At 68.2% G+C, this 26,669-nt stretch carries 18 protein-coding genes and 1 riboswitch; of the genes, 10 read left to right on the forward strand and 8 right to left on the reverse strand.

Annotation, left to right across the window (positions count from 1 at the left end):
- Window positions 1-134: 134 nt before the first annotated feature.
- Both CEP50_RS13425 and CEP50_RS13430 read left to right on the forward strand, forming a co-directional pair.
- Window positions 135-818, forward strand: a complete 684-nt coding sequence (locus CEP50_RS13425) for a hypothetical protein (protein ID WP_106114299.1) — start codon at window positions 135-137, stop codon at window positions 816-818.
- Between the two features lie 34 nt (window positions 819-852).
- Entirely contained in the window at window positions 853-3,981 is a 3,129-nt protein-coding gene (locus CEP50_RS13430) for a non-ribosomal peptide synthetase (RefSeq protein ID WP_106114300.1), read from the forward strand.
- A gap of 114 nt (window positions 3,982-4,095) precedes the next feature.
- Here CEP50_RS13430 and CEP50_RS13435 read toward each other — a convergent pair whose 3' ends face one another.
- From CEP50_RS13435 to CEP50_RS13445, 3 genes are all read right to left on the reverse strand, one after another.
- On the reverse strand, window positions 4,096-6,210 hold the full coding sequence (locus CEP50_RS13435; RefSeq protein ID WP_106114301.1) for a catalase: 2,115 nt from the start codon (window positions 6,208-6,210) through the stop codon (window positions 4,096-4,098).
- Window positions 6,211-6,463: 253 nt separating this feature from the next.
- Window positions 6,464-8,110: a beta-N-acetylhexosaminidase gene (locus tag CEP50_RS13440; RefSeq protein WP_106114302.1), complete on the reverse strand. Its 1,647-nt coding sequence runs from the start codon at window positions 8,108-8,110 to the stop codon at window positions 6,464-6,466.
- Between the two features lie 185 nt (window positions 8,111-8,295).
- Window positions 8,296-9,960: a sodium:solute symporter family protein gene (locus tag CEP50_RS13445; RefSeq protein WP_181188380.1), complete on the reverse strand. Its 1,665-nt coding sequence runs from the start codon at window positions 9,958-9,960 to the stop codon at window positions 8,296-8,298.
- Between the two features lie 1,194 nt (window positions 9,961-11,154).
- Between CEP50_RS13445 and CEP50_RS13455 the strand changes: the two genes are divergently transcribed.
- The 6 genes from CEP50_RS13455 to CEP50_RS13480 all read left to right on the forward strand — a co-directional run bounded on the left by CEP50_RS13455 (window position 11,155) and on the right by CEP50_RS13480 (window position 17,892).
- Window positions 11,155-11,829 carry a CDP-alcohol phosphatidyltransferase family protein gene (locus CEP50_RS13455; protein ID WP_181188381.1) on the forward strand — a complete coding sequence of 225 codons (675 nt, stop codon included), beginning with the start codon at window positions 11,155-11,157 and terminating at the stop codon, window positions 11,827-11,829.
- A 267-nt stretch (window positions 11,830-12,096) separates the two neighbouring features.
- Window positions 12,097-12,567, forward strand: coding sequence for a glycogen accumulation regulator GarA (gene garA, locus CEP50_RS13460; protein ID WP_019854480.1), 471 nt, complete (start codon window positions 12,097-12,099; stop codon window positions 12,565-12,567).
- Between the two features lie 344 nt (window positions 12,568-12,911).
- Window positions 12,912-13,388 carry a bifunctional nuclease family protein gene (locus CEP50_RS13465; protein ID WP_019854479.1) on the forward strand — a complete coding sequence of 159 codons (477 nt, stop codon included), beginning with the start codon at window positions 12,912-12,914 and terminating at the stop codon, window positions 13,386-13,388.
- Window positions 13,389-13,675: 287 nt separating this feature from the next.
- Window positions 13,676-14,248: a MerR family transcriptional regulator gene (locus CEP50_RS13470; protein WP_106114305.1), complete on the forward strand. Its 573-nt coding sequence runs from the start codon at window positions 13,676-13,678 to the stop codon at window positions 14,246-14,248.
- 103 nt (window positions 14,249-14,351) lie between these two features.
- A riboswitch (glycine riboswitch) is annotated at window positions 14,352-14,453 on the forward strand.
- A gap of 188 nt (window positions 14,454-14,641) precedes the next feature.
- Window positions 14,642-17,539 carry an aminomethyl-transferring glycine dehydrogenase gene (gene gcvP, locus CEP50_RS13475; protein WP_106114306.1) on the forward strand — a complete coding sequence of 966 codons (2,898 nt, stop codon included), beginning with the start codon at window positions 14,642-14,644 and terminating at the stop codon, window positions 17,537-17,539.
- Window positions 17,540-17,607: 68 nt separating this feature from the next.
- Complete coding sequence (locus CEP50_RS13480) at window positions 17,608-17,892, forward strand: hypothetical protein (RefSeq protein ID WP_026449049.1); 285 nt, start codon at window positions 17,608-17,610, stop codon at window positions 17,890-17,892.
- Window positions 17,893-17,943: 51 nt separating this feature from the next.
- Here the strand turns inward: CEP50_RS13480 and CEP50_RS13485 are convergent, their stop codons facing one another.
- Window positions 17,944-18,810 (reverse strand): 3-methyladenine DNA glycosylase, encoded by an 867-nt coding sequence (locus CEP50_RS13485; protein WP_106114307.1) that lies wholly within the window; start codon window positions 18,808-18,810, stop codon window positions 17,944-17,946.
- 148 nt (window positions 18,811-18,958) lie between these two features.
- On the opposite strand from CEP50_RS13485, the gene CEP50_RS13490 reads away from it, so the two are divergent.
- On the forward strand, window positions 18,959-20,164 hold the full coding sequence (locus CEP50_RS13490) for a M20 metallopeptidase family protein (protein WP_219905467.1): 1,206 nt from the start codon (window positions 18,959-18,961) through the stop codon (window positions 20,162-20,164).
- A gap of 95 nt (window positions 20,165-20,259) precedes the next feature.
- Here CEP50_RS13490 and CEP50_RS13495 read toward each other — a convergent pair whose 3' ends face one another.
- The 3 genes from CEP50_RS13495 to CEP50_RS13505 form a co-directional block, all read right to left on the reverse strand.
- Window positions 20,260-21,300, reverse strand: coding sequence for a hemolysin family protein (locus CEP50_RS13495; RefSeq protein WP_106114308.1), 1,041 nt, complete (start codon window positions 21,298-21,300; stop codon window positions 20,260-20,262).
- Complete coding sequence (locus CEP50_RS13500) at window positions 21,297-22,664, reverse strand: hemolysin family protein (protein WP_106114309.1); 1,368 nt, start codon at window positions 22,662-22,664, stop codon at window positions 21,297-21,299. The genes CEP50_RS13495 and CEP50_RS13500 overlap by 4 nt, the downstream gene beginning before the upstream one ends.
- 331 nt (window positions 22,665-22,995) lie before the next feature.
- Window positions 22,996-23,556, reverse strand: coding sequence for a TIGR03086 family metal-binding protein (locus CEP50_RS13505; RefSeq protein WP_106114310.1), 561 nt, complete (start codon window positions 23,554-23,556; stop codon window positions 22,996-22,998).
- 266 nt (window positions 23,557-23,822) lie between these two features.
- On the opposite strand from CEP50_RS13505, the gene CEP50_RS13510 reads away from it, so the two are divergent.
- Window positions 23,823-25,304 carry a peptide MFS transporter gene (locus CEP50_RS13510; protein ID WP_106114311.1) on the forward strand — a complete coding sequence of 494 codons (1,482 nt, stop codon included), beginning with the start codon at window positions 23,823-23,825 and terminating at the stop codon, window positions 25,302-25,304.
- 94 nt (window positions 25,305-25,398) lie between these two features.
- On the opposite strand, the gene CEP50_RS13515 is transcribed toward CEP50_RS13510, so the two are convergent.
- A complete protein-coding gene (locus CEP50_RS13515) occupies window positions 25,399-26,544 on the reverse strand; it encodes a DUF3616 domain-containing protein (protein ID WP_106114312.1) in 1,146 nt (381 codons plus the stop codon).
- Window positions 26,545-26,669 lie beyond the last annotated feature (125 nt).

The raw sequence follows: 26,669 nt of genomic DNA on the forward strand, positions 1-26,669 counted from the left end.
CCCGAACACGGTGCGGGGAGAATGCCCACTCGGCGAAGTTTCCGTTCCGTCGTGCGGAACGAAAGCGTGAGAAACGGGGAACAGCCACCTAGGTTGAGCACGAACACGTTCTCCGCGCCGAAAGTGAGTACGACATGACCGGATCCGGTTCCGAACACCGGTGTTCCGAGGATTTCCCCCGATCTCGGGAGGTTCTCGCAGAACTGGTTCCCCCGCTGAACGGTTACCACAACGACTTCGCCCGCCTGGTCGAGTCGGGCGGAGCGGAGAACGAGCACTATTCTCGTCTGATCCGATACCTGGATCTCTCGTTGGACAGCCAGGTGGCCGGGTACGGAATTGGAGTGGCCCGGTTTCCGCACAAGCCGACGGCGGATCCGTTCATGGAGTTCGCCGAGATCAAACTGAACGCCCGGGAACTGATACGCCGAGCCGCTTCCGCGCTCGGGAGCAGGGTGGAACCGGAGGGAAGCACGCTGTTGCCCTTCGACGCCTACAGTATGCCCTGGTACCTTCTCTGGCTCGGTGCCCTGGGGAACAGGGCGCAGTCGGGGCTGGGGGCCTACGCGGGACTGCTGGTTTGGCATCACGTCTGTGTCTCGCTCGTGGAGCGAATCATGTCTCTGGAACACCCCCCTCCGGAGGATTTCGTCATGATTTTCCGGAGATTCGCGGAACTTCCGGAGCGGGTGCTGCGGGTGTGTCTGCAAGCCGCCGAGGAGGGGCTGCGTTCGGGAGACGACCGGAAGACGGCTCTGGTGGCCGCGCGACTGGCCGAAACCAGCGTCCTGCGCTTCATGTCCGCACCCACACAGTGATTCGCGCCCGCGTTCCTGACGGGAGGGTAGAGCCGTGTCGACGAGTTGGCGCCCACTGCATCGCGAGTTCGAACTCCGGGCGAGCGAGCACCCCGACCGCGTCGCGATCACCGAGGGGGACGGATCCGTCTCCTACGGCGAGCTGAACCGCCGGGCCAACAGGCTCGCTCACCGACTCACCCGAGCGGGAGCGGGGCCGGGACGATTGGTCGGTGTTCTGGCCGACCGCGGCAGCGGACTGATCACCGCGTTGCTGGCGGTGCTCAAGACCTCCAGCGGATACGTCCCCCTCGATCCGGGCCAGCCGGCCCAACGCCTACGACGGGTGGTCGGGGAGTGCGGGGCACCTCTGGTGGTGGGGGAGAGCCGGTACCGGGACACGGCTCCGGTCGACCGGACGGGGTTCGTCAGCCTGGACGAGCACGATCTTCTCCAAGAGGACGAGCACGACCCGAACACGGTGCCCGGTCCGGAGGACTCCATGTACGTGATCCACACCTCGGGCTCGACCGGAGTTCCCAAGGGGGTGGACATCCCACACTCGAACGTGGTGCGGTTGTTCACTCACACCAGGGAGAGGATGGGGATCACCTCCTCCGACGTCTGGACGGCCTTCCACTCGCACGCCTTCGACTTCTCGGTCTGGGAGATGTGGGGAGCGCTCGCCCACGGAGGGCGCCTGGTGATCGTGCCGCACGAGTGCACCCGGGATGCGGAGAGTTTCTGGGAACAGCTCGCACGCGAACGGGTCACCGTGCTCAACCAGACCCCCACCGCCTTCGCGCGGTTGCTCGACGCGGCGCGCCGGAACGGTTTCCCCCGGACCTCACTGCGCCTGGTGGTGTTCGGCGGGGAGGAACTCGGACCGAGCATGCTGAAACCGTGGTTCGAGGCCTACGGGGACGAGCGTCCGCGCCTGGTGAACATGTACGGGATCACCGAGGCGACCGTCCACGTGACCCTGCGCCCGCTGGATGCCCGCGACGCCGACAGCGCGGAAAGTCCTCTCGGAGCTCCGCTCGAGGATCTGACCCTGCGGCTGCTCGACCGGGAGCTGCGCCCCGTCCCTCCCGGTGAGACCGGGGAGTTGTACGTGGGCGGGGCCGGGCTCGCACGCGGCTACGTGGGACGCCCCGCCCTGACAGCGGAACGGTTCCTGCCCGACCCGGACGGCCCCCCGGGAGCCCGGGTGTACCGGACGGGAGACCTGGCGTGTCGGAGACCGGACGGCGAACTGGTGTTCCGGGGAAGAGCGGACCGACAGGTCCAGCTGCGCGGTTTCCGCGTGGAACCCGGTGAGGTGGAGACCGCGTTGCGGGAGCTTCCGGAGGTCAGCCGGGCCGCCGTGGTGGCGCGCGAGGACCCACGTGGGGACCTCGCGCTGGTCGGCTATGTTGTTCCCACCGACGGAACCACCCCTAAGCCGCAGGAGATCCGCGCCCGCCTGGCGACGCGGCTGCCCTCCCACATGGTGCCCACAGCCGTGCTGGCGGTCGACTCGTTGCCCATGACGGCGCAGCACAAGCTGGACGTGGACGCGTTGCCGTCGCCGTGGTCGGCTCCGGCACCCCGTCCGTCGACCGAGCGGGACACCGGTGACGACTCCCTGACCGGGACGCTGGTCGATGCGATGTCGGAGGCGCTGGACCTGCCCGGGGTGGGCACCGACGACGACTTCTTCGCGCTCGGGGGCGATTCCGTCCGCGCGACCCGACTGGTGGCAGCCGCGAGACAGCGAGGGGTGGAACTGAGCGTCACCGCCGTCTACACCCACCCCACGGTCCGGCGGTTGGTCGCGGCCGGTTCCCGACGCTCCCCCCAGGGAGAGCTCCCACCGGAACAGGGCACGCGGACGTCCGAGCTGTCCGGCACCCAGCGGGGAATTCTCTACGAGTGCGAACTGGTCGACGATCCGACCCTCTACAGGGTGCTCGCCGCGGTGTGGCTGAGTGGTCGGGCGGACATCGCCGCGCTGAAACGCGCACTGGCGGACCTGGTGGCACGCCACGAGGCGCTTCGTGGTTTCTTCGAACTCGACGAAAGCGGGGTGTTCCGGTGGTCTGACTCCTGCCGGGCTCACATTCCGGTGTCGGTCTCCCCCGTCGTGGGGTCGGAGGAGGACTTCAGGAAGCGGTTGGTGCGGGAGTGGGAGCGGGCATGGGCGGCATGTGTCACCCGACAACGAGTCCCACCGTTGCACTGCCACGTGCTGCCCCGTTGCGACGGGGACTGGTATCTGGCCCTGGTCGTGCACCACGCGTTGCTCGACGGGTGGAGCACGGCCGTGTTCGGCACGGAACTGCTGCACGCCTACCGGCTGCACATCGGTGAGACCACGGCACCGTTGCCGGAAGCCCCCACCGCGGATCCCCGGGCACACGTCGAGGAAGAACACCGGGCCCGCCGGGACGAGGGAAGCCGTCGTTTCTGGGAACAACGCCTGGCTTCGCTCGACCCGGGGCCGCCTCTTCCGGCTGAGGAGGGCGGCGGTGTGGGCGTTCCCGCGGAGACACGGACGGAACTGGATCCGAAGGTCGACGCTGCGGTGCGTGAGACGGCCTGCCGGCTCTCGGTGCCACCGAAAACGGTTCATCTCGCCGCCGGCCTGTGGACCACGGCGGTGTTGACGGGGCATCCGAACCCGGTGGTCGGTACGGTCACCCACCAGCGTCCGGAAACCCGAGACGGGGACCGCGTGCTGGGGATGTTTCTCAACGTGCTTCCCGTGGGGGCCCGTGTCGCCGAGGACACGCGGTGGGAGGAGTTGGTGCGCGGCGTCTTCGAGCAGGAGGTCGAGCTGCTTCCCCACCGCTGGACGCCGCTTTCGGAGCTGGTCTCCCGACAGGGCGGCGAGCTGTTCCACGTGGTGCTCAACTACACGGACTTTCGTGTGCTGGGCGGCTCGGAGGGGGCTTCCCCACGGGAACACGACTGGGTTTTCGTGAACAGGACGAACTTCCCACTGTGCGTCGAGGTGCAGCACGGGCCGATCGGCGACTCCACCGTCGTGACCGCCCGTTCCGGAGTGACCTCCCCGGTGGGGGCCTCCACCGTGGACAGGGCGTCACGGTTGATGTGTCGGGCGCTCGACGCCATGTCCTCGGACCCCCGGGGAAGGCTGGTCGAACCGTCCGAACCGGACGGTTCTCGAGCGGAGGGCTGAACACGCCCTCTCGCGGCGGTACACGGTCCCGCCCGGCGGGTCCGCGGCTCGTCGGGCGGGACCGACGGTGCGTTCCGGCTCCCCGGGGCGCGTGCTGGGCGGCCGTCCGGACCCTCAGGCGACGACAGCCGCCGTGTCCCTGCTCCACACCCGGTGCCCCGCGAGGAGTTCGGCGAACTCGGAGAGGAATCCCCAGGGGACGGAGCCCTCGGTTTCGGCCACGGTGACGACCCCCTGGTCGGTGACCACGTCCGGTCCCTCGGCCTGGCGCACCTCGACACCGGCGCGCCGCAGCAGTCTCGTGCCCTCGCCACTGGCGGCGACCGGTTTGGCGTGCTTGTAGGCCTCGGCCACGAAATGCACGGCATAACCGTCGGCGAGCAGCGTCTCCACGCTGTCCGCCCCGCCCGGCACGAACACGGCGTCGTACAGCACCGAGGAGGTGGTGGTGACCGCCCCGTTCACGGTCACCTCGGTGGAGGAGGCCGAGCGCAGCGTGCCGTCCCGGGGAGCCAGCAGTTCGGCCGTGGCGTCGCGTTCGGCGAGATAGCGCCGCAGCTGGTCGACCGCCTCGGCCTGCACACCGTCGGCGAGCAGCACCGCCACCTTCCGGGTGGCTATGGAGTCGGTCGCCGAGTTCGCCTGACTCAGCGCCGGTGAGCTGCGCCCGTGGTTGGTGGTGGCCGGAGCCGACGGAGGGCTCACCCCGATACCGGTGGCCACGCGGGTGGCCAGATCGTGGTCGACGTGGTTGAGGTGCTCGACCGTGCGCTCCCGGATGTGGGTGTGTTCGACCTTGCCCAGTTCGAAGCGGAACGCGGCGACGATGTGCTCCTTCTCCCAGTCGGCCATGCTGTTCCAGAAGAGCGTCGCCTGCGTGTAGTGGTCCTTGAAGCTCTCGCTGCGTTTGCGGATCTTGGCCCCTTCCACCTTCTCCTGGTAGTGGGAGAAGGCCCCGTTCTCCGCTCCGGCCAGTGCCGGGCAGCCCCCGGCGAGGCTGTTGTCGTAGTAGCTGGTGCGGCCGCGGTGGATTCTCGTCTGCGCGAACCCGTCCCGCTGGTTGTTGGTCACCTCGGCGACGGGGCGGTTCACCGGTATCTGCGCGAAGTTCGGACCGCCGAGGCGGATGAGCTGGGTGTCCAGATAGGAGAAGTTGCGGGCCTGCAACAACGGGTCGTTCGTGAAGTCGATGCCGGGGACGACGTTCGCCGTGTGGAAGGCCACCTGTTCCGTTTCCGCGAAGAAGTTGTCGGGGTTCCTGTCCAGCCGCATGCGCCCGACCGGCCGTACCGGGACCTCCTCCTCGGGGATGATCTTGGTGGGGTCGAGCAGGTCGAAGTCGAAGTCGAACTCCCTGGACTCGTCGACCAGTTGTACGCCCAGCTCCCACTCGGGGTAGTTGCCGGACTCGATCGCCTCCCACAGGTCCGCCCGGTTGAAGTCGGGGTCCTTGCCGGCCGCCTTCTGGGCCTCGTCCCACACCAGGGAGTGCGTTCCCAGCATGGGCTTCCAGTGGAACTTGACGAAGGTTCCCCGTCCCGCGGAGTTGACCAGCCGGAAGGTGTGCACCCCGAAGCCCTGCATCATGCGGTAGCTGCGCGGAATGGCCCGGTCGGACATCAACCACATCATCATGTGCATGGTTTCCGGTTGCAGGGAGACGAAGTCCCACAGAGTGTCGTGCGCGGAGGCCCCCTGGGGGATCTCGTTGTGCGGTTCCGGCTTGACGGCGTGCACGAAGTCGGGGAACTTGATGCCGTCCTGGATGAAGAACACGGGCATGTTGTTGCCGACCAGGTCGTAGTTGCCCAGCTCCGTGTAGAACTTCGTGGCGAACCCGCGAACGTCCCGTACCGTGTCGTTGGATCCCCGGGAGCCCTGCACGGTGGAGAAACGCACGAACACGGGGGTGCGCTTGCCCGGATCGGTGAGGAACCCGGCCGTGGTGTAGTCGGCCAACCAGGTGTCGTAGGGCTGGAAGTGGCCGTAGGCCCCGGCCCCTCTGGCGTGCACCACTCGTTCGGGGATGCGTTCGTGGTCGAAGTGGGTGATCTTCTCCCTGGCGTGGAAGTCCTCCAGGAGGGTCGGGCCGCGTTCGCCGACCGACACCGAGTCGTCGGTGTGGTCCACGCGTACTCCCTGCTGGGTCGTCAGGTACCCGTCCTGGGGATCCTTGCGGACCCCGTCGAGTTGGTTCTGCTTGTCGTCCTGCCGGTCCTGGGACGCCATGTGTGTCACCTCCGAGTGCGGACACGGGACTCGTGTCCCGGGTTCCCACTCGGTGTGCTCGTTATTCGTGGCCCACGGAGAGCTCCGCCCCCTCCGGGAGGGAAGGAGTCGGTGTTCCCCCGGGAAGACTACCGGGAGGGGTGCTGCGGAGGCCGGGTGATCGTTTTCCGGCGCGGGCGGCGGGACCGAAAACGGCGCATCCCGACCTCCTGCCGGGATGCGCCGGGGACCCTTCCGTCCGGGAACGGAACGGTCAGTTGTCCGACCAGGGAATCTGTTCGGAGCGGTAGAAGTCGATCCCCTGCTCCTGCCAGCGGGGAGCCTGGTGGGCCACCCGGGTCCGGAAGGACTCCCAGTCGTGTGCGCTGGCCGGGGACCACCCGAGCTCGGCGACGGCGGGCAGTCGGGGGAACGCCATGAACTCGATGTGGTCGGAGGTGGTCAGGGTTTCACTCCACAGCGGGGCCTCCACTCCGGCCACGGCGCTTTCCGGCACGGACTCCATGTGTGTGCCGGGGTCCCACTGGTAGGCCTCCCGGACGGTGGTCGGTCCGGCCCAGTCCAGTCCGAGTTCGGTGTCCTCGTTGTACTTCTGGTCCAGGTAGCTCCGGTTGGCGGGGGAGAGCAGGATCGGATTGCCGCGTTCGGCCGCCTCGGCGACTTCCTCGTTCGAGGTCGAGGTGCCCCAGTACTGCACCATCGCCTCCTTCGAGGGAGTGGCCTTGGCGTACTCGTGCCATCCCACGGGGGTCTTGCCGTACTTCTCGACCAGGGGCAGCACGCGGGACATGAACCGCTGGTAGTCCTCGTCGGTGGTCGAGTGGGCCTCGTCGCCGCCGATGTGCAGGTAGCGGCCCGGAGTCAGCTCGGCGACCTCGCGGATGACGTCCTCGACGAAACGGTAGGTGATCTCCTTGTCCACGCACAGGGAGCTAAACCCGACCTCGATCCCGGTGTACAGCGGTGGGGCCTCGCCGTCGCAGTTCAGCTCGGCGTAGGAGGACAGCGCCGCGTTGGTGTGCCCGGGCATGTCGATTTCGGGGACCACCGTGATGTTGCGTTCGGCCGCGTAGCGGACGATCTCGGTGAACTGCCGCTTCGTGTAGTAGCCGCCGTCACCGCCCCCCACTTCGGTGCTTCCTCCGTGGGTGGTCAGCCTGGGCCAGCTGTCGATCTGGATCCGCCAGCCCTGGTCGTCGGTCAGGTGCAGGTGCAGGTAGTTGATCTTGTACTGGGCGATCTGGTCGATATAGCGTTTGAGCTGGTCCACCCCGAAGAAGTGGCGTGCCACGTCCAGCATCGCCGAGCGGTGCTCGAAGCGTGGTTTGTCCACGATCGTTCCGGCGGGCACGGGCCAGGGACCGTGCCGGGGGAAGTCGCTTTCGGCCTTGGCGGGCAGCAGTTGTCGTAGCGTCTGGGTTCCGTAGAAGAGCCCTTCGGAACTGGTCGCGTGGATCGTGAGCCGGTGTTTCCGCACGTCCATGCGGTAGCCGGACTCGCCCAGTCGCCGTTCGGAACCGTCCAGCTTCAGCACGATGTCGCCCCGGTCGGGTTCGCCCCGGTTGAGCAACAGCCCGTAACCGGTGGAGGGACGCAGTTGTCGTTGCAGGTAACGGCCCACCTCGGTGGCTTCCGTGTTTCCGCTGGGAGTGTGGATGCCGGTGTTCCACCTGATGTGGAACCTCTGTCCCGGGATCGGATCGACCGAGGTCGGGGCGGGAATGACGTCGCCCAGCGCCGTGGATCCCCCGTTCGGAGGTTGGTCGTTACCCCGGTCCGGGGAGGGTTGGGGTGCCGCGGCCGAGACCGTGCCGCAGGCCAGCAGGGCGCTCGTGGCCAGGGCGAGGGTGGCGGGCAGTCGGTGACGGTGTTTTCGGGTGTTCTCCCGAGGTCGTTTCATGGTGGTCTGTACCTTTCTTCGGAAACGGTTGGGTAAGGTATAGACCAAAGTGACGGGTGCGGTATATCACCCGGATGGAGTAGGCCTGCTGCCGCGGAACCAGTAACCCGCCGGACACGAAAGAGCTCGGCACCGTTCGCCCTACCGGGCGCCACGGTGCCGAGCTCCGCACGGGTCGGGCCGGTTCAGACCCTGACGGGGGAGACCTTCTCCTCACGGGAGGGTTCCTCGTCGAGGTCGTTGCCCCACTCGGCGCGTTCCGGGGTGTCCGGTTCGAGGGCCGCCATCGGCACCGGAGCACTCCTGCGTCGGGTGATCGCCGAGACCACCATGATGGTCAGCAGGGAGGCCACCATCGTCACGGTGCGGAACGGGAACTGGACCGCCCCGTCCTCGTACCAGGGCCAGGGGAGGAACGGCGAGATCCCGAAGAGGTCCTCGCCCGCGGACAGGCGCAGCACCACGGCGACGACGAAGCCGGAGGCGGCCCCGACACGGTTGGCCCACGGCACGAACAGGGCGCACACCAGCATCGGGAACAGCATCACGAAGATCAGGTCGCTGGCCAGGTACCACAGGTCGTAGACGCTGCTGGCCCGCAGCGCCATCAGGGTCGCCGCCGCGCCGATGATCACGATCAGCCTGCGGATCATCTTCTGCACCTGGTCGGAATCGGCCCTGGGGTTCACCAGGCGGCGGTACACGTTCCAGCCGGTCAGTGAGGAGGCCGAGAGCACGGAGGAGTCGACGCTGGACATCACGGCGGCGGCGAGCACGCCGAGCCCGAGGGCGGCCACCCCGGTGGGAAGCAGGTAGCGCAGCACGTAGGGCAGCACCATGGACGGGTTGTCCAGCGGGGGAGCCCCCTCCGCCTGGAAGTTGGCCGCCGTGGCCACGATCCCGATGAGCACCGGCGGGATGGCCGCGAGCACGCACATGACGCCGGCGCCGATCGAGAGCCTGCGGGCGTTGCGCGGGCTGCTGGAGGAGAGCACCCGCTGGAAGTACACCTGCCAGGGAATACCGCCCAGCATCAGGGCGAGACCGGAGTCCCACCAGGTCCAGTAGGCGTGCCCCCAGCCCGGATCGTCCCAGCCGGTCAACGGCGGGAAGAGGGAGGCGTAGGACTCGAAGTCGAAGTTCGAGGGATAGTTCGCCCAGGCGTCTCCCATGCCGCCGACGGCGGAGGCGGCGAAGGGAACGGCCACGACGAGACCGACGAAGATCAGCACGACCTGGACCACGTCGGTGATGGCCACCGACCACATGCCGCCGACCACCGTGTAGGCGATCGCGATGACGGCGGAGAGGATGATCGAGACGGTGAAGTCCAGACCGATGATGGTGCCGAAGGTGGTTCCCAGCGCCGTGAGGATGGCACCGGTCCAGAAGATCTCCCCGAGGATCGCCGGGATCGAACCGAGTCCGGCGACGTGTTTGCCGAAGCGGATGTCGATGGGGTCCAGCATCGTGGTGAACCGGCCCCTGCGCATCTTCTTCGCGAAGAAGAGACCGCCGATCAGCAGACTCAGCGCGTAACCCCAGGGGGCCTGGGCCCAGGCCATGCCGCTGCTGAACGTGCTCTCGGCGGCGCCGCTGATGTAGCCTCCACCGACCCAGGTCGCCGTCATCGTGAACACGCCGATCCACAGCGGCATGTTGCGCCCCGCGACCATGGTGTCGCCGAGCCCGCCTCCGCGTCGGGCGGCCACGAAAGCACCCAGCCAGTAGAACAGGGCGTAGAACGCCAGCATGGCGATCAGTCCTGGCCAGGAAACATTCGGCTCCGCGATGGCCACGTAGCCGAGGGCGAAAGCCAGAACGGTCACGAAGATGCCGATCTTCAACATGCCACGTTTGCCCCCGCCAGTAACCGGTGGTCGGGTGCTGTCGTCACCGTTCGTACGTGTTTCGGCAGGCACGTTCATCCCTTCCTGTTGGTGCCAGAACGGTTCGGCACCATAGCCAGAAATAGCTTGGATGTACAGATGTACTAGTTACGTCGGGATAACGAACTCTTGTTGTCGACCGTCCTGTCCGTGCCGTGTTCGCTCGGTGCTCGCACGTGATCCTGATAGTCAAAATACCAGGTCAGAAAACTTTCGATTCGTTTCTTCGTGTTCGGTCGGCCGTGTTCGGGCCTCGACCGGAGCGGCGGCGCACAAGGGGTGCACTGTTGTGGTCCTCACGGGAAAAACGAGTGTGTGTTCTGTGTCACCAATGCTTGTGAAAACGTTTTGCCCGGGGTTTGCGACATCCGTTCGTCGGATTGTTTTCCCACGTATCGTATTCGGCCAATTACTCGGAGTTTTTTGATTTTTCGGTCGCCGCGGAAGGCTTCCGCGGGGTGTCTCCGTGGTCGATCCGTGCGATGGCCCTGATTATTGCGGATTGTCGACAATTTTCTGGTAGGGAAGTGGAATCGTCCTTCTCCGGCGCGGGAGGTCTCCGCCTCGGGTGGGGCCGATCACCCCGGCGGGTCGGAACGGGCGCGCCACGCTCGGGCCCGCACCCTCTCGGCGCACGGGCGCCACCGCTCGGCGCGGTGTTACGTGTTGCACCAGGACACCGGAGGTTCGACCGCGCACAATCGGCGGGGAAAGCGGTGAGAGACAAGCCCGGAGTCGGCGGAGGTGTTGGCTCGGATGCGCGGTGACGCGGCACAGGTCCCGGAGGCGGACGACGGTGACGCCCCGGGGGAACGGCAACTTCCCACCGCCCCGTGCTCCGTGGTGTGGAGTGAGGGGCATCCGTTCGTCCTCGAAGGGCTCGGAGGGCGTTGGTGCTGGGCGGGAGTGGACGATAAGGGGCGTCCACGCTTCCTCAGTGACGCCGACCTCCGGCGCAGGGGTTGGACTCCGCCCACCCGGTGACTGGGGTGGGCCCGTTCGTCGTCGGGCGTCGCCTCCGACTAGAGTGAGACGGGTACGGCGTCCCGGGAAGGCGGTCCGGCGGGGCTTCCGAAGACGACCCTCCCGGGCGGTGCCGTGAAGGGCGGGTCCGGCCGCAGGCTTCGGGCCCGTGCGTGTGCAGGGGAGGGTCTCGTGGTGCAGGACGCCGACGGCGCCACTACGGGATCGGCGCCGAACGGCGACGACAGACCTCCCGAGCAGGGGATCGACCGTCTCAAGGAGGTCGCCGCGGACGTCTGGAGAGACCCGTGGTGGACCCTGCCCAACGCGCTGAGCGCCCTCCGACTCGCCGGTGTGCCCGCCTTCCTGTGGCTGCTGCTCGGGCCGCACTGGGATCTGCTCGCCCTGCTGGTGCTCGTGCTCAGCGGCCTCACCGACTGGCTGGACGGGAAACTGGCCCGCTGGCTCGGCCAGTACAGCAGGGTGGGGCAACTGCTCGACCCCGCCGCCGACCGGCTCTACATCGTGGCCACCCTGGTGGCGTTCGTGTTGAGGGGAGTGATCCCCTGGTGGGCTGCGGCCGCGTTGGTCGGACGTGACGTGGTGCTGACCCTGTGCCTGCCGGTGTTGCGCTACCATGGCTACGAACCGCCCGAGGTGCACTACCTGGGCAAGGCGGCCACGTTCTGTCTGATGTACGCCTTTCCGCTGCTGTTGCTGGTGCAGGGCGACTTCGCGCTGGACTGGCTGGCCCGTCCGGTGGCCTACGCCTTCACCTGCTGGGGCGGGGCGCTCTATCTGTGGGCAGGTGTGCTCTATCTGGGCCAGGTGATCAGCGCGGTACGATCGTCGTGGGTACGCAGTTGACACCCGGGGCCCCTGTTCCACGGGGTGCTGTCGTGTACCGAGGTGGCCGTCTCGCGTCCGCGAGGTCCGGTTGCCGGTGAGACCGGGGAACCGGGTGTGCGGCGACGATCGGGCACACGGATGTGATCTTCGTTGCGGTTACTGTGGGAATAGGGCGGTGATCTCGACATGAGCCGGTACGGATCCCGGGACAGGCCGTCCAGAGCTTTGCGTGGCGCGGTACGTTTGATGGCACTGGCACGACCCATGCGCAGGAGGAGAGCTCAGGTGAGCACCAACGACGGGCCCGGCGACGTACCGCCGGAGCAGTCATCGGAGACCACGTCGGTCTTCAAGCCCTTCCTCTCGGAACAGGAGAACGCCGAGAGCGCACCTTCTGAGGCCGCCGCGTCCGGTGTCGACGCGCTGCCAGCCGGGTCCGCCCTCCTGGTGGTCAAGCGTGGTCCCAACGCCGGATCCCGTTTCCTGCTGGACCGGGAGACGACCAGTTCCGGACGGCATCCGGACAGCGACATCTTCCTGGACGACGTCACCGTCTCCCGCAGGCACGCCGAGTTCCGCAAGGAGGGGACCGAGTACGTCGTCGTCGACGTGGGAAGCCTCAACGGAACGTATGTGAACCGTGAGCCCGTGGACACCTCGGTGCTGGCCAACGGGGACGAGGTTCAGATCGGCAAGTTCCGTCTGGTGTTCCTGACCGGTGCGTCGGCCGAGGGTGGTCAGCAGGAAACCCGATGAGCAGAGCCCGGACGCGAGCGGTGGAGGGACACCGCCGTGTTGTCACGGGGAACCAGGGCCGTTGATACGGCTGCCGGGCGTGGCGTGGTGACGCACGTGCGGCAGCGGACTCGTGCGCGACGTCCGGAGGAAGACACCCCGGCCCGGGTGCGCGATGTGTTCCCGTCGAGTGGCTCGGAACCACGGTTGGGCGCGTCCCATCGGGCGATCCGGGGCAACGAGGGGAGCAGCCGTGTGTCCCGTGGGCGGCGTCTTCGCCGTATCGCGGGTAGCGTCGAAGGCGTCGGTGCGCGATCCTCGAAGGAGATGTCACGCTTCGGCGCGCTGGAGGAGGCGATTTGACGATGAGCAGCGAGATGCGCGTCGTCGGCGTGCGAGTGGAACTGCCGGCCAACCAGCCGATCCTGCTGTTGCGCGAGACCGACGGCGAGCGGTATCTGCCGATCTGGATCGGATCGGTGGAGGCGACCGCGATCGCTCTGGAACAGCAGGGGGTCCGGCCCGCGAGGCCGCTGACTCATGACCTGCTCAAGGACGTGATCGGCGCACTCGGGCGGGAACTGGAGCAGGTGCGAGTTACGGATCTCCAAGAGGGGACGTTCTACGCGGAGCTGGTCTTCGACGGGGACGTGCGTGTCTCGGCGAGGCCGAGCGACTCCGTTGCTCTGGCCCTGCGCACGGGAGTTCCGATCCACGCCGAGCAGTCCGTGCTCGACGAGGCGGGGCTGCTGATCCCCGACGAGCAGGAGGACGAGGTCGAGAAGTTCAAGGAGTTCCTGGACTCGGTCTCGCCCGAGGACTTTCGGGGAGCCGACACCTGAGGCGTTCGGCACGGCCGGTCACGGCGGTGACGGGCCCGCCGCCGTGCCTCCGGACGACGACACGTTCCGAGACGTGTGGGGGAGTTCCTCTCCGGTCGGATCCGACGAGCCGCGCGTCGCGTTGACCCTGTTCGCCGACGGTCCTACTGTCGAAGGACACGCGAAGGTCGTGCGCACGGTGTTCGGGCGGACGGGGCGACGACGGGCCCGGCTCCGGGACCAAGGGAGGATGTGCTGCCTCCTCCTGATCCGGCAGTCGCCGGTGCAGCGGCCGAGGGGAGGCGCGCGTGGTCGAGAACGCATCATGGCTTGACACCGAGCAGGGCGGGGACGAACTTTTCCCGGACGCCGCGTTGCCGGACGAACTGGTCGGTTACCGCGGGCGTGCGGCCTGTCAGATCGCGGGGATCACCTACCGGCAGTTGGACTACTGGGCGCGCACCGACCTGGTGGGGCCCTCGATCCGGTTGGCCGAGGGATCCGGTTCGCAGCGACTGTACTCCTTCAAGGACATCCTCGTGCTCAAGGTCGTCAAGCGACTGCTCGACGCCGGGGTGTCGCTGCACAACATCCGTACCGCCGTCGAACACCTGCGCAGCCGGGGAGTGCGCGACCTGGCCGGGGTGACGTTGTTCAGCGACGGCACGACCGTTTACGAGTGCACCTCGGCCGAGGAGGTCGTGGACCTGTTGCGGGGCGGACAGGGGGTGTTCGGTATAGCGGTCAGCGGTGCCATGCGCGAGATCAGCGGAACGATCAGTGAGTTTCCCGCGGAGCGGGCCGACGAGGCCGGACGGGACAGCGAGACCGAGGACGAGCTCTCGCGCAGGCGACGGACGCGTCAGCCGGAGAGTTCGTGACCGTCGGCCGGATCCGCGGTCCGGACTGTGGGAAAACGGTGCCGAGAGGAGACCTCGTACGATTTCCGAGCCGGCGTGAATGAGGTACGCTCACAGCTGTCGCTGACCCCGTACGGGAGAGTCCGTGCCGGAAGGGCTCCGGTACGGCGCCGAAGGAGCAACCCCTCCCCGATAACCTCTCAGGCCATGGGACCGTACGGGCGAGATACCTCTGGAAAGAGGGCTTCGCCACAACGGAGTGGTGGAACCCCGCCGACGGTGCAAGCCCGGATGCATGGGCGAAGCTCTCAGGCGTCCGCTTCGCGCGGGCATTGACAGAGGGGGAGGCCGGTACTTCCGCGTGGAGTGCCGTCTGCTCTGTCCGAGATGCCCGCGACGATTGAGGTTTTGGCGATGACGGAGGACCGTATACCGCTGGCTGCCCTGGAACACGGAACTCCTTTCGCGGATCGTCACGTCGGTCCCATGCCCGCCGAGCTGGCGCGCATGCTCGACGTGGTGGGGGTCGGTTCGCTGGAGGAGCTCGGTGAACAGGCAGTACCCGCCGGTATCCGTGAACGCGACGGGCGACTGGATCTGCCCGAGCCGGCCACCGAGGCCGAGTCGCTGGAGGAGCTGACCCGGCTGGCCGAGCGCAACACTCCGCACGTGGAGATGATCGGGCTCGGCTACTACCCGACCGTCACCCCGCCGGTGATCCGCCGCAACGTGCTGGAGAACCCCGCCTGGTACACGGCCTACACCCCGTACCAGCCCGAGATCTCCCAGGGGCGGCTCGAAGCGCTGCTGAACTTCCAGACCGTGGTCGCCGACCTCACCGGTGTCCCGGTGTCGAACGCCTCGATGCTGGACGAGTCCACGGCCGCCGCCGAGGGGATGACCCTGGTCCGGCGCGCCGGGCGTTCCAAGTCCCCCCGTTTCGTGGTGGACACCGACGCCTTCCCGCAGACCCTCTCGGTGATCGAGACCCGGGCCGAGCCGCTGGGTATCGAGATCGTGCGCGCCGACCTCTCCCGGGGTGTCGAGGGACTGCCCGAGGGGGAGTTCTTCGGGGCGCTGCTCGCCTACCCCGGTGCCTCCGGGGCCGTCCGCGACCACGAGGAGGTCATCGCCGAGATCCACCGGCGTGGGGGCATGGCCGTGGTCTCGGCGGACCTGTTGGCGCTGACCCTGCTGCGCGCCCCCGGCGAGATGGGGGCGGACGTGGTGGTGGGAACCACCCAGCGTTTCGGCGTTCCCATGGGCTTCGGCGGCCCGCACGCGGGGTACATGGCTGTCCGCAAGGGCGTGGAACGGCAGTTGCCCGGCCGGCTGGTCGGGGTCAGTGTGGACGCCGACGGCAATCAGGCCTACCGGCTGGCGCTGCAGACCAGGGAACAGCACATCCGCCGGGAGAAGGCGACCAGTAACATCTGCACCGCCCAGGTGCTGCTGGCCGTGGTGGCCTCGATGTACGCTGTCTACCACGGTCCCTCCGGGCTGCGCTCGATCGCCACGCGCACGCACCGCATGGCCGCCGTGCTGGCCGAGCAGCTGCGTCGGGGCGGGGTTGAGGTCCGCCACGACCGGTTCTTCGACACGGTGCTCACCCGGGTTCCGGGCCGGGCCGACGAGATCGTCGCCGCCGCCCGTCGCAACGGGGTCAACCTGCGCAGGGTGGACGCCGACCACGTCGGCGTCAGCTGTGACGAGACCACCACGCGGCAGCGGCTGGCGCTGGTGTGGGAGGCCTTTGGCCTCGCCGAGGGCGACCGCACGCCGGTGGACCGGTTGGACACGGAGGTGCCCGACGCCCTGCCGAGCGGCCTGCTGCGGGACAGCGAGTACCTGACCCACCCGGTGTTCCACCGGCACCGCTCGGAGACCGCGCTGCTGCGTTACCTGCGCAGGCTGTCCGACTCCGACGTGGCGTTGGACCGCAGCATGATCCCGCTGGGCTCGTGCACCATGAAGCTCAACGCCGCCGCGGAGATGGAGCCGATCACCTGGCCCTCCATCGCGGAGCTGCACCCCTTCGCGCCCGCCGAGGACGCGGCCGGACTGCTCAGCGTGATGGAGGACCTGCGGAACTGGCTGTCCGAGATCACCGGCTACGACGCGGTGAGCCTGCAACCGAACGCGGGCAGCCAGGGCGAGTTCGCCGGGCTGCTGGCCATCCGCGCCTACCACCGCCAGCGCGGCCAGCAGCAGCGCGAGGTCTGCCTGATCCCGGCCAGCGCGCACGGAACCAACGCGGCCAGCGCCGTGATGGCCGGGCTGCGGGTGGTCGTGGTGCGCTGCGACGACGAGGGCAACATCGAGATGGACCACCTGCGTGAGCTGGTGGACAAGCACCGCGACGACCTGGCCGCGATCATGGTCACCTACCCCTCCACCCACGGTGTCTACGAGGACACCGTCCAGGAGGTCTGCGGGCTCGTGCACGACGCAGGCGGGCAGGTCTACGTGGACGGCGCGAACCTGAACGCGCTGATCGGCCTGGCCCGGATGGGCAAGTTCGGCGCCGACGTCTCCCACCTGAACCTGCACAAGACGTTCTGCATCCCGCACGGCGGCGGCGGACCCGGTGTGGGGCCGATCGGGGTGCGCGAGCACCTCGCCCCCTTCCTGCCGAACCACCCGCTCCAGCCGCAGGCCGGCCCCGAGACCGGGGTGGGGCCGATCAGCGCGGCCCCGTGGGGAAGCGCCTCGATCCTGCCGATCTCCTGGGCCTACATCCGCATGATGGGTGAGGACGGGCTGCGCCGGGCCACGCTCACCGCCGTGGCCGCGGCCAACTACGTGGCACGGCGGCTGCACGACTACTTCCCGGTGCTCTACACCGGCAAGGGTGGTTTCGTCGCCCACGAGTGCATCCTCGACCTGCGGGAGGTCACCAAGAACGCGGGGCTGAGTGTGGACGACGTGGCCAAACGACTGGCCGACTACGGACTGCACGCCCCGACGATGTCCTTCCCCGTGGCGGGGACGCTGATGGTGGAGCCCACCGAGAGCGAGAACCTGGAGGAGCTGGACCGGTTCTGCGACGCCATGATCGCGATCCGGGCGGAGATCGACAAGGTGGCGGCCGGATCCTGGCCCGTCGAGGACAATCCGCTGGTCAACGCCCCGCACACGGCCTCGGCGCTGGCGGGGGACTGGGAACACGCCTATGGTCGGTGGGAAGCCGTCTACCCGATGGGCGTGCCGGAGAGCAAGATCTGGCCGCCGGTGCGGCGGATCGACCAGGCACGCGGGGACCGTAACCTGGTGTGCTCCTGCCCGCCGCTGTCGGCCTACGAGGGCCAGTGAGCGCGACGGCGGCTCGTCTACTACGGTGGACGCTTTACGTGACCGACTCCGAGAGGGGTAGGAGCAGCATGCTCACCATCAGTGAAAACGCGGCCGAGGTCATCAAGTTGATCCTGGTCGGCGGAGAGTCCCCCGAGGGGGCCGGTCTGCGTATCAGTTCGCCGGACGGGCAGGCCGCGGCCGAGAGCCTGGAGGCGACGGTCGCGACCATCCCCGAGGACAACGACGAGGTCGTCGAACAGAGCGGTGTGCGCGTCTTCCTGGACGAGCAGGCCGCCGTCGTGCTCGGCGACAAGACCCTGGACGCCGAGCGGGACGACAACGGGGAACTGGGCCTGACGGTCAGCGGGTGAGCCCGCACAGTGTGCCGGCGGGGCGGTCGGGACGACGAACGACCGCCCCGCCTACTGGTCCAGCAGCCGTTCACACAGCTCGATGAGCCGTTCCCGCAGCCGTGAGGCTCGCAGGCCGAAGTCCCGCTGCTGGCGGACGTACTCGGCCCTGCCCTGCGGGGTCTCTATCTCGATCGGTGAGTAGCCGAGCTCGCGCAGGTCATAAGGGCTGGCCCTCATGTCGAGCTCCCGGATGCGGGCGGCGAGCTCGAAGGAGTCGGCCATCAGCTCGGCGGGCACGAACGGGTCGAGTTTGTAGCACCATTTGAAAACGTCCATGTTGTTGTGCAGACAGCCGGGCTGTTCCAGACGCACACGGTCCCGCTGGGTCGGTTGCAGCGTGTTCCTCGGGCGTGCCTGCCGGCTGAAGAAGCGGAACGCGTCGTAGTGGCTGCACTGGATGCGCATGGACTCGACGAACTCGTCGGTTCCCCTGCTTCCGAGGCGTAACGGCCATTCGGAGTGCCTGAGATCGTCGTGGGGCAGACGATAGACCATCGCCCATTCGTGCAGCCCGAAGCAGCCCAGCTGCGGTGGGCGCGATTCCGTGGCGCTGAGCAGTCGATGGACGAATTGCACGGTCTCACGCCGCTGGGGCGTCAGTTCCTCCGGATCGACCACGACCCCGTGTGGTGTTCGGACGTAGCCCTTGCGCCGCAGGAAGTCCTCGCCGTTCTCCAGCGCCACCCCGAAACCGGGCTGCCAGCGCTCCAGGCGGGAGGGGCGCTGGGTGTAGTAGGTGAACATGAAGTCCATCACCGGGTGCTTCTCGCCCCGCTCCCGTCGTTGGCGGTGCGGTTCGGTCCAGCGCCGGACACGCCGTTGGTGCTCGCTCGCGCGGGCGCGCCATTCCTGCTCGGAAAGCACCGTGGGGGTCATGGCTCCCAGCCTAGGGGCCTGTTCGCGAGGCGGGTGAGGCAGGCGGCAAACACCGCGACCGACCGTGGATGATCTTGCGTGGGCGGCGGTGGGTGACGTTGGATGTCCTCGACGGTGACGTTGCTCGTGGTGTCCGGAAGGTGCGCGCGTGAACTCGTACCAGCAGGCGCGGGAGATCCAGGGGGACATGGTCGACCTGCGGCGTCGGCTGCACGCCGAGCCGGAAGTGGGGTTGGAGCTGCCGCGCACCCGGGAGAAGGTGCTGGCCGCGTTGCGGGGGCTGGGACTGGAGATCCGCACGGGGGAGAGCCTGAGCTCGGTGACGGCCGTGCTGCGCGGCGGTGGCCGGGGGCCGTGCGTGCTGCTGCGCGGCGATATGGACGCCCTGCCGGTGACCGAGAGGACCGGTCTGGACTACGCCGCCACGAACGGGGCGATGCACGCCTGCGGGCACGACCTGCACACGGCCATGCTGGTGGCAGCGGCCCGGCTCCTGGCCGCGCGGCGCGACGAACTGGTCGGCGACGTGGTGTTCATGTTCCAGCCCGGAGAGGAGTCCGGGTGGGACGGCGCGAGCCACATGATCGAGGAAGGGGTGCTGGAGGCCGCCGGAGCACCCCCGGTGGCCGCGTACGGCCTGCACGTGGCCTCGGGGCTGTACCCGCGCGGCACGTTCGTCACCAGGCCGGGGCCGTGGATGGCGGCCTCCGACCGGCTGACGGTCACGGTGCGCGGGGCGGGAGGGCACGGATCCTCCCCGTACCTGGCCAAGGATCCGATTCCGGCGACCTGCGAGATCGTCACCGCCCTGCAGACGATGCTCACCCGCACCTTCGATCCGTTCGACCCGGTGGTGCTCACGGTCGGCTCGTTGCACGCGGGCTCGCGGCACAACGTGATCCCCGAGGCGGCCCGGTTCGAGGCGACGGTGCGTTCGTTCTCCGAGCAGTCCCGGGCACGGCTCAGGGAGACCACCACGGGCCTGATCCACTCGATCGCCGAAGGCTACGGCCTCACGGCCGAGGTCGACTACGCCGAGGAGTATCCGGTCACGGCCAACGACGACGCCGAGACCGCGTTCGCCGAGCACGTGGTGGCGGAGGTGGTCGGCGACGAGCACTTCGTGCGTGCCGAGAACCCGATGATGGGCTCGGAGGACTTCTCCAGGGTCCTGGAGAGGGTTCCCGGTTGTTTCCTGTGGCTCGGGGCGTGCGCCGAGAACACCGATCCGGCGAGCGCGGCGATGAACCACTCGCCGCTGGCGGTCTTCGACGAGGCGGTGATGCCCGAGGGGGTGGCCCTGCTGGTGGAGTTGGCCGAGCGCCGCCTGGCCGCGGCCGCCGGAGCCGCCTGAGGGCGCCGTCCGGGTTCGTCGCCGCGACACCGGCGGCCCGCCGTCGGTCGTGACCCGCACCGCCGTAGCGGGGCTGTGCCGTGACGGCAGCCCTTTCAGGCCACGTGGGTGCCGTCGCGGACGGTGCCCACGTACTCCTCGACCAGATCCTCCAGGGCGACCACGCCCCGCGGTCTGCCGCCGTCGTCGACGGCGGTGGCCAGATGGCTGCCGGTGCGGCGCAGCGCCGTCAGCGCGTCGTCGAGCCGGTCCCCGGTGCGCACACTGGGCAGGGCCCGCACCCGCGCGGGGGAGACGGGTGTGCGGGCGGGCTGGTCCGCCTGGTCCAGCACGTCCTTGACGTGCAGGTAGCCCAACAGTCTGCCGTCCTGCCCCCGCACGGGGAAGCGGGAGAAGCCCGTGGAGGAGACGGCGTGCTCCACGTCGGCCAGCGTCGGCTCACCGGGAAGCGTGGTCAGCTCCCCGAGGGGAACCAGCACGTCGGCGACGGTGCTCTCCACCGAGGACAGCGTCTTGGCCAGCCTGCGGTGCTCGGACTGGTCCAGCAGCCCCTCCCTGCGGGACTCCACGAGCAGCTCGGCCAGCTCGGAGGAGGTGTATGCGGTCTCCAGGTCCTCCTTGGGCTGGACGCGCAGCAGCCGCAGCACCCCGTTGGCCAGCATGTTGAACAGCGCGATGAACGGTCGGGCGATCTTGACGAAGCCCACCAGCACCGGGACCAGCCACAGCGCCAGCCGCTCGGGTTCGGCGATCGCGAAGTTCTTCGGCACCATCTCGCCGATCAGCACGTGCAGCACGACCACCACAGCCAGCGCGACCGCGAAGGCCACAGTGTGCAGCAGCACGGCCGGAACGGGAACCGGCCCCAGCAGTCGCTCCAGCTGGTGCGCCACCGCCGGCTCGCCGAGCCGTCCCAGCCCCAGCGAGCAGAGGGTGATCCCCAGCTGTGCGCTGGTCAGCATCAGCGAGCCCTCCTGGCTCGCCCGGATCACGGTCCTGGCCCGGTGCACCCCCTGCTCGCGCAGCGCCTCCAGCCGGTCCCGCCGGGAGGACAGCAGGGAGAACTCGGCGCCGACGAACAGCGCGTTCAGCAACAGCAGCAGCGCCGTGAGGCCGATAGCCGTTCCGTCGGTCATCGGGCCACCTCCCGTGCCCGGCTCTCCTGAGTGGGTAACTCACGCGGTTCGCGGTCGGTGGGAACGCGTTGCAGTCGCAGCTCGGCGATCCGGTGCCGGTCCATCGCGGCCACGGTCAGCGTCCACTCGCCCTCACGGATCCGGTCCCCGGGGGAGGGGATACGCCCCAACCGGGCGAGCACCAGTCCCGCGACGGTTTCGTAGTCCCCGTCGGGCATGGCGAAGCCGGTGGCTTCCTCGACCTCGTCGGCCCGCAGCAGCCCGGAGATGGTCCAGCTCGTTCCGCCGGTGCGGCGTACGGCAGCGGCCTCCCTCGGGTCGTGCTCGTCCCGCACGTCCCCGATGATCTCCTCGACCACGTCCTCCAGGGTGACGATGCCCGCGGTGCCGCCGTACTCGTCGACGACCAGGGCCAGTTGCAGCCCGGAGCCCCGTAACCGTTCGAGCAGTGCGTCCCCCTCCAGGGTTTCCGGGACGGTGGGAACGGGCTTGGTGAGCCCTCCGACGGAGGTCTCGGCGCGTTCCTCCAGCGGCACCCCGAAGGCCTGCTTGACGTGGACCACGCCGTGCACGTTGTCCAGGTCGCCGCTGTGCACCGGAAAACGTGAGAAGCCGGTGCGCCGGGCTTTGCCGAGCAGTTCGAGCACGTTGTCGGTGACCTCGAGCGACTCCACCCGCACCCGGGGGGTCATCAGTTCCTGGGCGCTGCGTTCCCCGAAACGCAGGGAACGGTTCATCAACTCGGCCGTGGCCTCGTCGAGGGTGCCGTGCTCGGCGCTGGAGCGCACGATCGAACCGAGCTCCTCGGGGGAGCGTGCCGAGCGCAGCTCCTCCTGGGGCTCGATGCCCAGCTTGCGCAGGAACCAGTTCGCGCTGTTGTTCATCCCGTTGATCAACGGGCTGAACAGGGTGGAGAACCCGGCGTGGTAGCCGGACACCGCCCGGGCGGTCGACAGCGGACGCGCGATGGCCAGGTTCTTGGGAACCATCTCGCCGAAGACCATGGACAGGGTGGTGGCCAGGAAGATCGCCAACACCAGGGCGATCGGCACGGCCACGCTCTCCGGGACGCCGGTGGCGCTGATCAACGGACGGAGCAGGTCACCGATCAGCGGCTCGGCCACGTAACCGGTGACCAGGGTGGTCAGCGTGATCGCGACCTGGGCGCCGGACAGCTGGAAGGACAGGGTGCTGTGCGCACGCCGCACCGATCTGGAGCGCCGGTCACCGACCTCGGAGACGTGGGCGTCGATGGTGCTGCGTTCCAGGCTGGTCAACGAGAATTCGGCCGCGACCGCCAACGCCGTGCCGAGGGTGAGCACCCCGACGAACAGCAGTCCGGCCACAGCGAGCAGTACGTCCATCAGCGGCCGCCCCGTCTCCGGTCGCGGTGGGGCCGTAGCCGCGGGCTAACAGGTTCGCCGGGTCTTCGACCCGGCCCGGTACTGTCGTCGGTCGAGTGCGCCTCGGGCACTTGGGGTTGTCCCTCCTCCGGATACTCACGGGTGCCGCGCTCCACCGTCGGGCCGCTTCGACCAGTACGGCGCGGGCGCGAGCGCGGGCCCTCTGCCGGCACATTCTAGCGTCGGCACCGGTGGTGTGGGCGAGGCTGTGACGGGAATATCCGCCCGACTGGAACGGTTTTCCTTCTCGGAAGGCGGAACCTCCCGGCCTCCGCGAGGACGCTCGCCCCGTTCAGGGCCTTCTGCCCACCAGGGCGAGCAGTCTGCTCTGCTGGTCCGCCGTGTCGGGCAGCCGCTCGGGGGCGGCGAACACCCCCGCATGGCGCAGCGCCTCCCGCTGTGGTTCGAACACCGCGTAGACGGCCTCGACCAGCTCGGGATCCAGTCGTGTGTCGGCGTGGATGCCCGTGGCCAGGTCCCAGGCGTGCACGGCCAGGTCCATGGTCATCTGCCAGCCGTACTCCTCGGTGGGGATGGTTCCGCCGGTCACGTGCACGCGCCCGTCGAGGGAGGCGGCGTCCCAGGCGGCCCGTGCGGCCGAGCTGGCCTTCTCCCAGGCCTGTCGCGGGGTCCGGCCGACGTGGTCGCCGTCGAAGCGGTCGCCCACCTGGGCCAGGGTGTGTCCCTCCAGCAGCCAAGGAGCCCACAGTTGTTCGCTGATCAGGTGGTTGAGCAGGTCGCGGACGTTCCACTCGCTGCACGGGGTGGGATTGTCCAGCTGGTCGACCGTCGTCTGCCGGACACGCCGGTCGAACTCGCGCATGGCCAACCGGTGGGCGGGCAGCAGTTCCATTCGTCTCTCCGCGTGGCGCCGGAATCGAGGAGCTTCGCGCCGCCAGCCTATCCGATCGGGCGGGAGGCGGCGTGTCCTCGGAAACCCGCAGTGAGCACCCGTGCTACAAGCGTGACCGAAAGCGGAATGGGAATACTGTGTGAAACATTTTTCGCGGAAGAGGTCACACGTACGAGGGACCCGATACTTGTGTCCTGTTACTAAACGCGTACCCTCCCGCAAGTTACCAGGTGGCTACAGCCGCCGTGCCATGCGTACGAGAGGACGTGATCGTGAACACCTCCACGGTTACGAACGACCAACGTGGGAAAGGGTTCCTCGGGCAACCCCCCGGCTTGTCGACGCTGTTCTTCACCGAGATGTGGGAGCGCTTCTCCTACTACGGGATGCGCGCCATCCTCGCCCTCTACCTGTACACGGCGGTCGCCGAGGGCGGGCTCGGTATGGCCGAATCGCTCGCCGCTTCCCTGGTGCTCGCGTACGGTTCGTCCGTCTATCTGACCGGCGTCGCCGGTGGCTGGCTCGCCGACCGGGTGTTCGGTTCCCAGCGCGCCATCTTCTACGGCGGCGTGCTGATCATGTTCGGTCACATCGCCATGGCCCTGCCCGGTGGGTACTACACCCTCGGTGTTGGACTCGCACTCATCGTGTTGGGCTCCGGGCTGCTCAAACCGAACGTCTCCAACGTCGTCGGCGGTCTCTACGACAAGGAGGACGCGCGGCGGGACGCCGGGTTCTCCATCTTCTACATGGGCATCAACATCGGTGCTTTCACCAGCCAGCTGTTGACCCCGGCCCTGGCCGAGGGAATCGGTTTCCACTGGGGCTTCGGTGCGGCGGCCGTGGGAATGGCGCTCGGGCTGACCCAGTACGTGCTCGGCGGTGCCCGTCTCGGAAGCGCGGGCAAAGCACCGGTCAATCCTCTTCCCGCGCATCAGCGCAACAGTGTGCTCCTGCGCGTCACGGCCATCGCGCTCCTTGTGCTGATCGTGCTGGGGGGAGCACTGGCCGTTTTTGGAGTCAACGGGCTGATCAACGCCATCACCACGATTTCGATCGTGCTACCGGTGGTCTACTTCGCGGTGATGTTCGGCAGCAGACAGGTGACCAAGATGGAACGGGACCGGTTGGTCTCCTACATTCCGCTGTTTTTGGCCACCGCCGTTTTCTTCCTGCTGTTCGAGCAACAGGCCGCGACGCTGGTGATCGTGACCGACCAGCAGACCGACACCACGGTGTTCGGTTTCGATTTCCCGGTGGGCTGGTTCCAGTCGATCAACCCGTTGACGATCATTCTGCTCGCTCCGCTGTTCGCCTGGTTGTGGACCAAACTCGGTAATCGCCAGCCGAGCACACCCATCAAGTTCACCGGCGGCCTGTTCTTCGTGGCGCTCGGCTTTCTCTGGGTGGTCTTCGCTGGACTGTTCCGCAATGACGAGAACCTGCTCAACCCGTTGATGATCGCGTTCGTCTTCGTGTTGTTCACCGTTGGTGAGCTCATGCTCTCCCCCGTGGGACTATCCGCGACCACCAAACTGGCCCCCGAGGCCTTCTCCTCCCAGACAATGGGGCTGTACTTCCTGGCTCCCGCCCTGGGGCAGGGTGTGGCGGCTCAGATCGCGAAACTGTACTCGCAGCAGCACCAGGATCTGTACTTCGGTGGGGTGGCCTTGGCGACCTTCGCGTTGGCCGTGCTACTGGCCCTGCTCGCCCCGAAGATCAAGAACTACATGCACGGGGTCAACTGATCCGCTCCGGCACGGGCCGCCTCGTCGTGGAGGGGCGGCCCGTGCTCCTGTGGGCCGAGCGCGTTCGTGACGGGACGGGGTCCCGCAGGCAGCCTCAGGGCAGGGCGATGACGTCGCCGAACACGGTGTCGGTCTCGCGCAGCCGGTGCTCGGCCGGACTGTCGTAGACGACGAACAGCTTGTCCCCGTCCGGCTCGGAGACCACCGAGATCCCCTCCGCGTGGTCGTCCCCTTCACCGTGCGGCAGCTCCACCTCCACCGGAAGGCTCTCGGCCCGCAGCACGGAGGGCTCCTCGGTGTGGAGCGCGTCCTTCCAGCGGTGCACCCGCACCGGCCCGTCCAGCTCCATCGTCGGACCGGCGAGAACCAGCAGGTCGTCCCCCTGCGGGCACAGGTCCCGCACCCCCAACCCGCCCAGGTCGAGGAAGTGCTTGCGGTAGCGGGACCCGCCGAACCTGTCCAGCACGAGTTCGCCGGGGCGGGAGCCCTCCAGGGGCGCGATCTCCAGCACCACGGCCCAACCACGCAGCACCGGACCGCGTAGACCCAGCAACAGGTGCCGGCCCTTGACGGCGACCCCCTCCACGTCGAACCCGTTCTCCTTGGCCGGGATGCGGAGGAAGGGGCTGAGGTGGGCGTCGGTGGCGAGGGCTTCGGTGAGGCTGTCCCCACGCCGGGCTCCCAACACCGCCGAACGTCTCCCGTCGGTGCTCTCCCGCACCACCCGCGGAAGTCCCTGGCGGTCGTGTTCCACGGCCAGTCGAGCCACGATGTGGCGGTTCGGCCGGTCGCGCACCTTGGTCAGTCTCTTCACGGCCTTGGTGTCGTCGTGCTTGGCCTTGATCCTCTTGCGGACCAGGCTGTGTGAACCCACGGCCCACAGCCAGCTTCCGTCGTAGCCCAGCCCCTCGATGTCGGCCTCGGCGTCCTCGTCCCCGGGCAGCGGGACGAGATCGGCCAGGCGAAAGGTGCGCTGGGCTCCGTAGGAGTCCGCGTGGTCCCCCTCCGTGACGCGCATGCGCTCCACGGTCGGTGTCTCGTCCCCGGCCAGCCACAGACAGCCGCCTCCCCCGTCGCGGACGGCCGAGATGTTGACGTGTGTCCCGGCGGAGACCGAGTCCGCGTGGAAGCGCAGCGCCATACGCCGTTCGATGTCGTGCATGACCGCATTATGCTGTCCGGAGCGGAAACCGTGGTCCTCGACGGAGGGAATGTCGGTGCCACGTCGGCGTTCGCTCACCGTTCAGGAAAGGTGTGAAAACGTTCCTGAGCCGTCGTATTGCTACGCGGCGTTGGCCCCGGCCCGTTGGGTCGGGGTCTTCCCGTGGCGATACCCGCTGCCAGCATGGCTGGTCTTACGTGGGT

Source organism: Actinopolyspora mortivallis (assembly GCF_003001495.1).
Taxonomy (GTDB): domain Bacteria; phylum Actinomycetota; class Actinomycetes; order Mycobacteriales; family Pseudonocardiaceae; genus Actinopolyspora; species Actinopolyspora mortivallis_A.

What these genes read in the sequence shown, in the direction of transcription:
- CEP50_RS13435 (WP_106114301.1), bottom strand. Translation starts at nt 6,210, where the DNA reads ATGGCGTCCCAGGACCGGCAGGACGACAAGCAGAACCAACTCGACGGG.
- CEP50_RS13465 (WP_019854479.1), top strand. Translation starts at nt 12,912, where the DNA reads ATGAGCAGCGAGATGCGCGTCGTCGGCGTGCGAGTGGAACTGCCGGCC.
- CEP50_RS13505 (WP_106114310.1), bottom strand. Translation starts at nt 23,556, where the DNA reads ATGGAACTGCTGCCCGCCCACCGGTTGGCCATGCGCGAGTTCGACCGG.
- CEP50_RS13440 (WP_106114302.1), bottom strand. Translation starts at nt 8,110, where the DNA reads ATGAAACGACCTCGGGAGAACACCCGAAAACACCGTCACCGACTGCCC.
- CEP50_RS13445 (WP_181188380.1), bottom strand. Translation starts at nt 9,960, where the DNA reads ATGTTGAAGATCGGCATCTTCGTGACCGTTCTGGCTTTCGCCCTCGGC.
- CEP50_RS13500 (WP_106114309.1), bottom strand. Translation starts at nt 22,664, where the DNA reads ATGGACGTACTGCTCGCTGTGGCCGGACTGCTGTTCGTCGGGGTGCTC.
- CEP50_RS13480 (WP_026449049.1), top strand. Translation starts at nt 17,608, where the DNA reads ATGCTCACCATCAGTGAAAACGCGGCCGAGGTCATCAAGTTGATCCTG.
- CEP50_RS13485 (WP_106114307.1), bottom strand. Translation starts at nt 18,810, where the DNA reads ATGACCCCCACGGTGCTTTCCGAGCAGGAATGGCGCGCCCGCGCGAGC.
- CEP50_RS13425 (WP_106114299.1), top strand. Translation starts at nt 135, where the DNA reads ATGACCGGATCCGGTTCCGAACACCGGTGTTCCGAGGATTTCCCCCGA.
- CEP50_RS13495 (WP_106114308.1), bottom strand. Translation starts at nt 21,300, where the DNA reads ATGACCGACGGAACGGCTATCGGCCTCACGGCGCTGCTGCTGTTGCTG.
- gcvP (WP_106114306.1), top strand. Translation starts at nt 14,642, where the DNA reads ATGACGGAGGACCGTATACCGCTGGCTGCCCTGGAACACGGAACTCCT.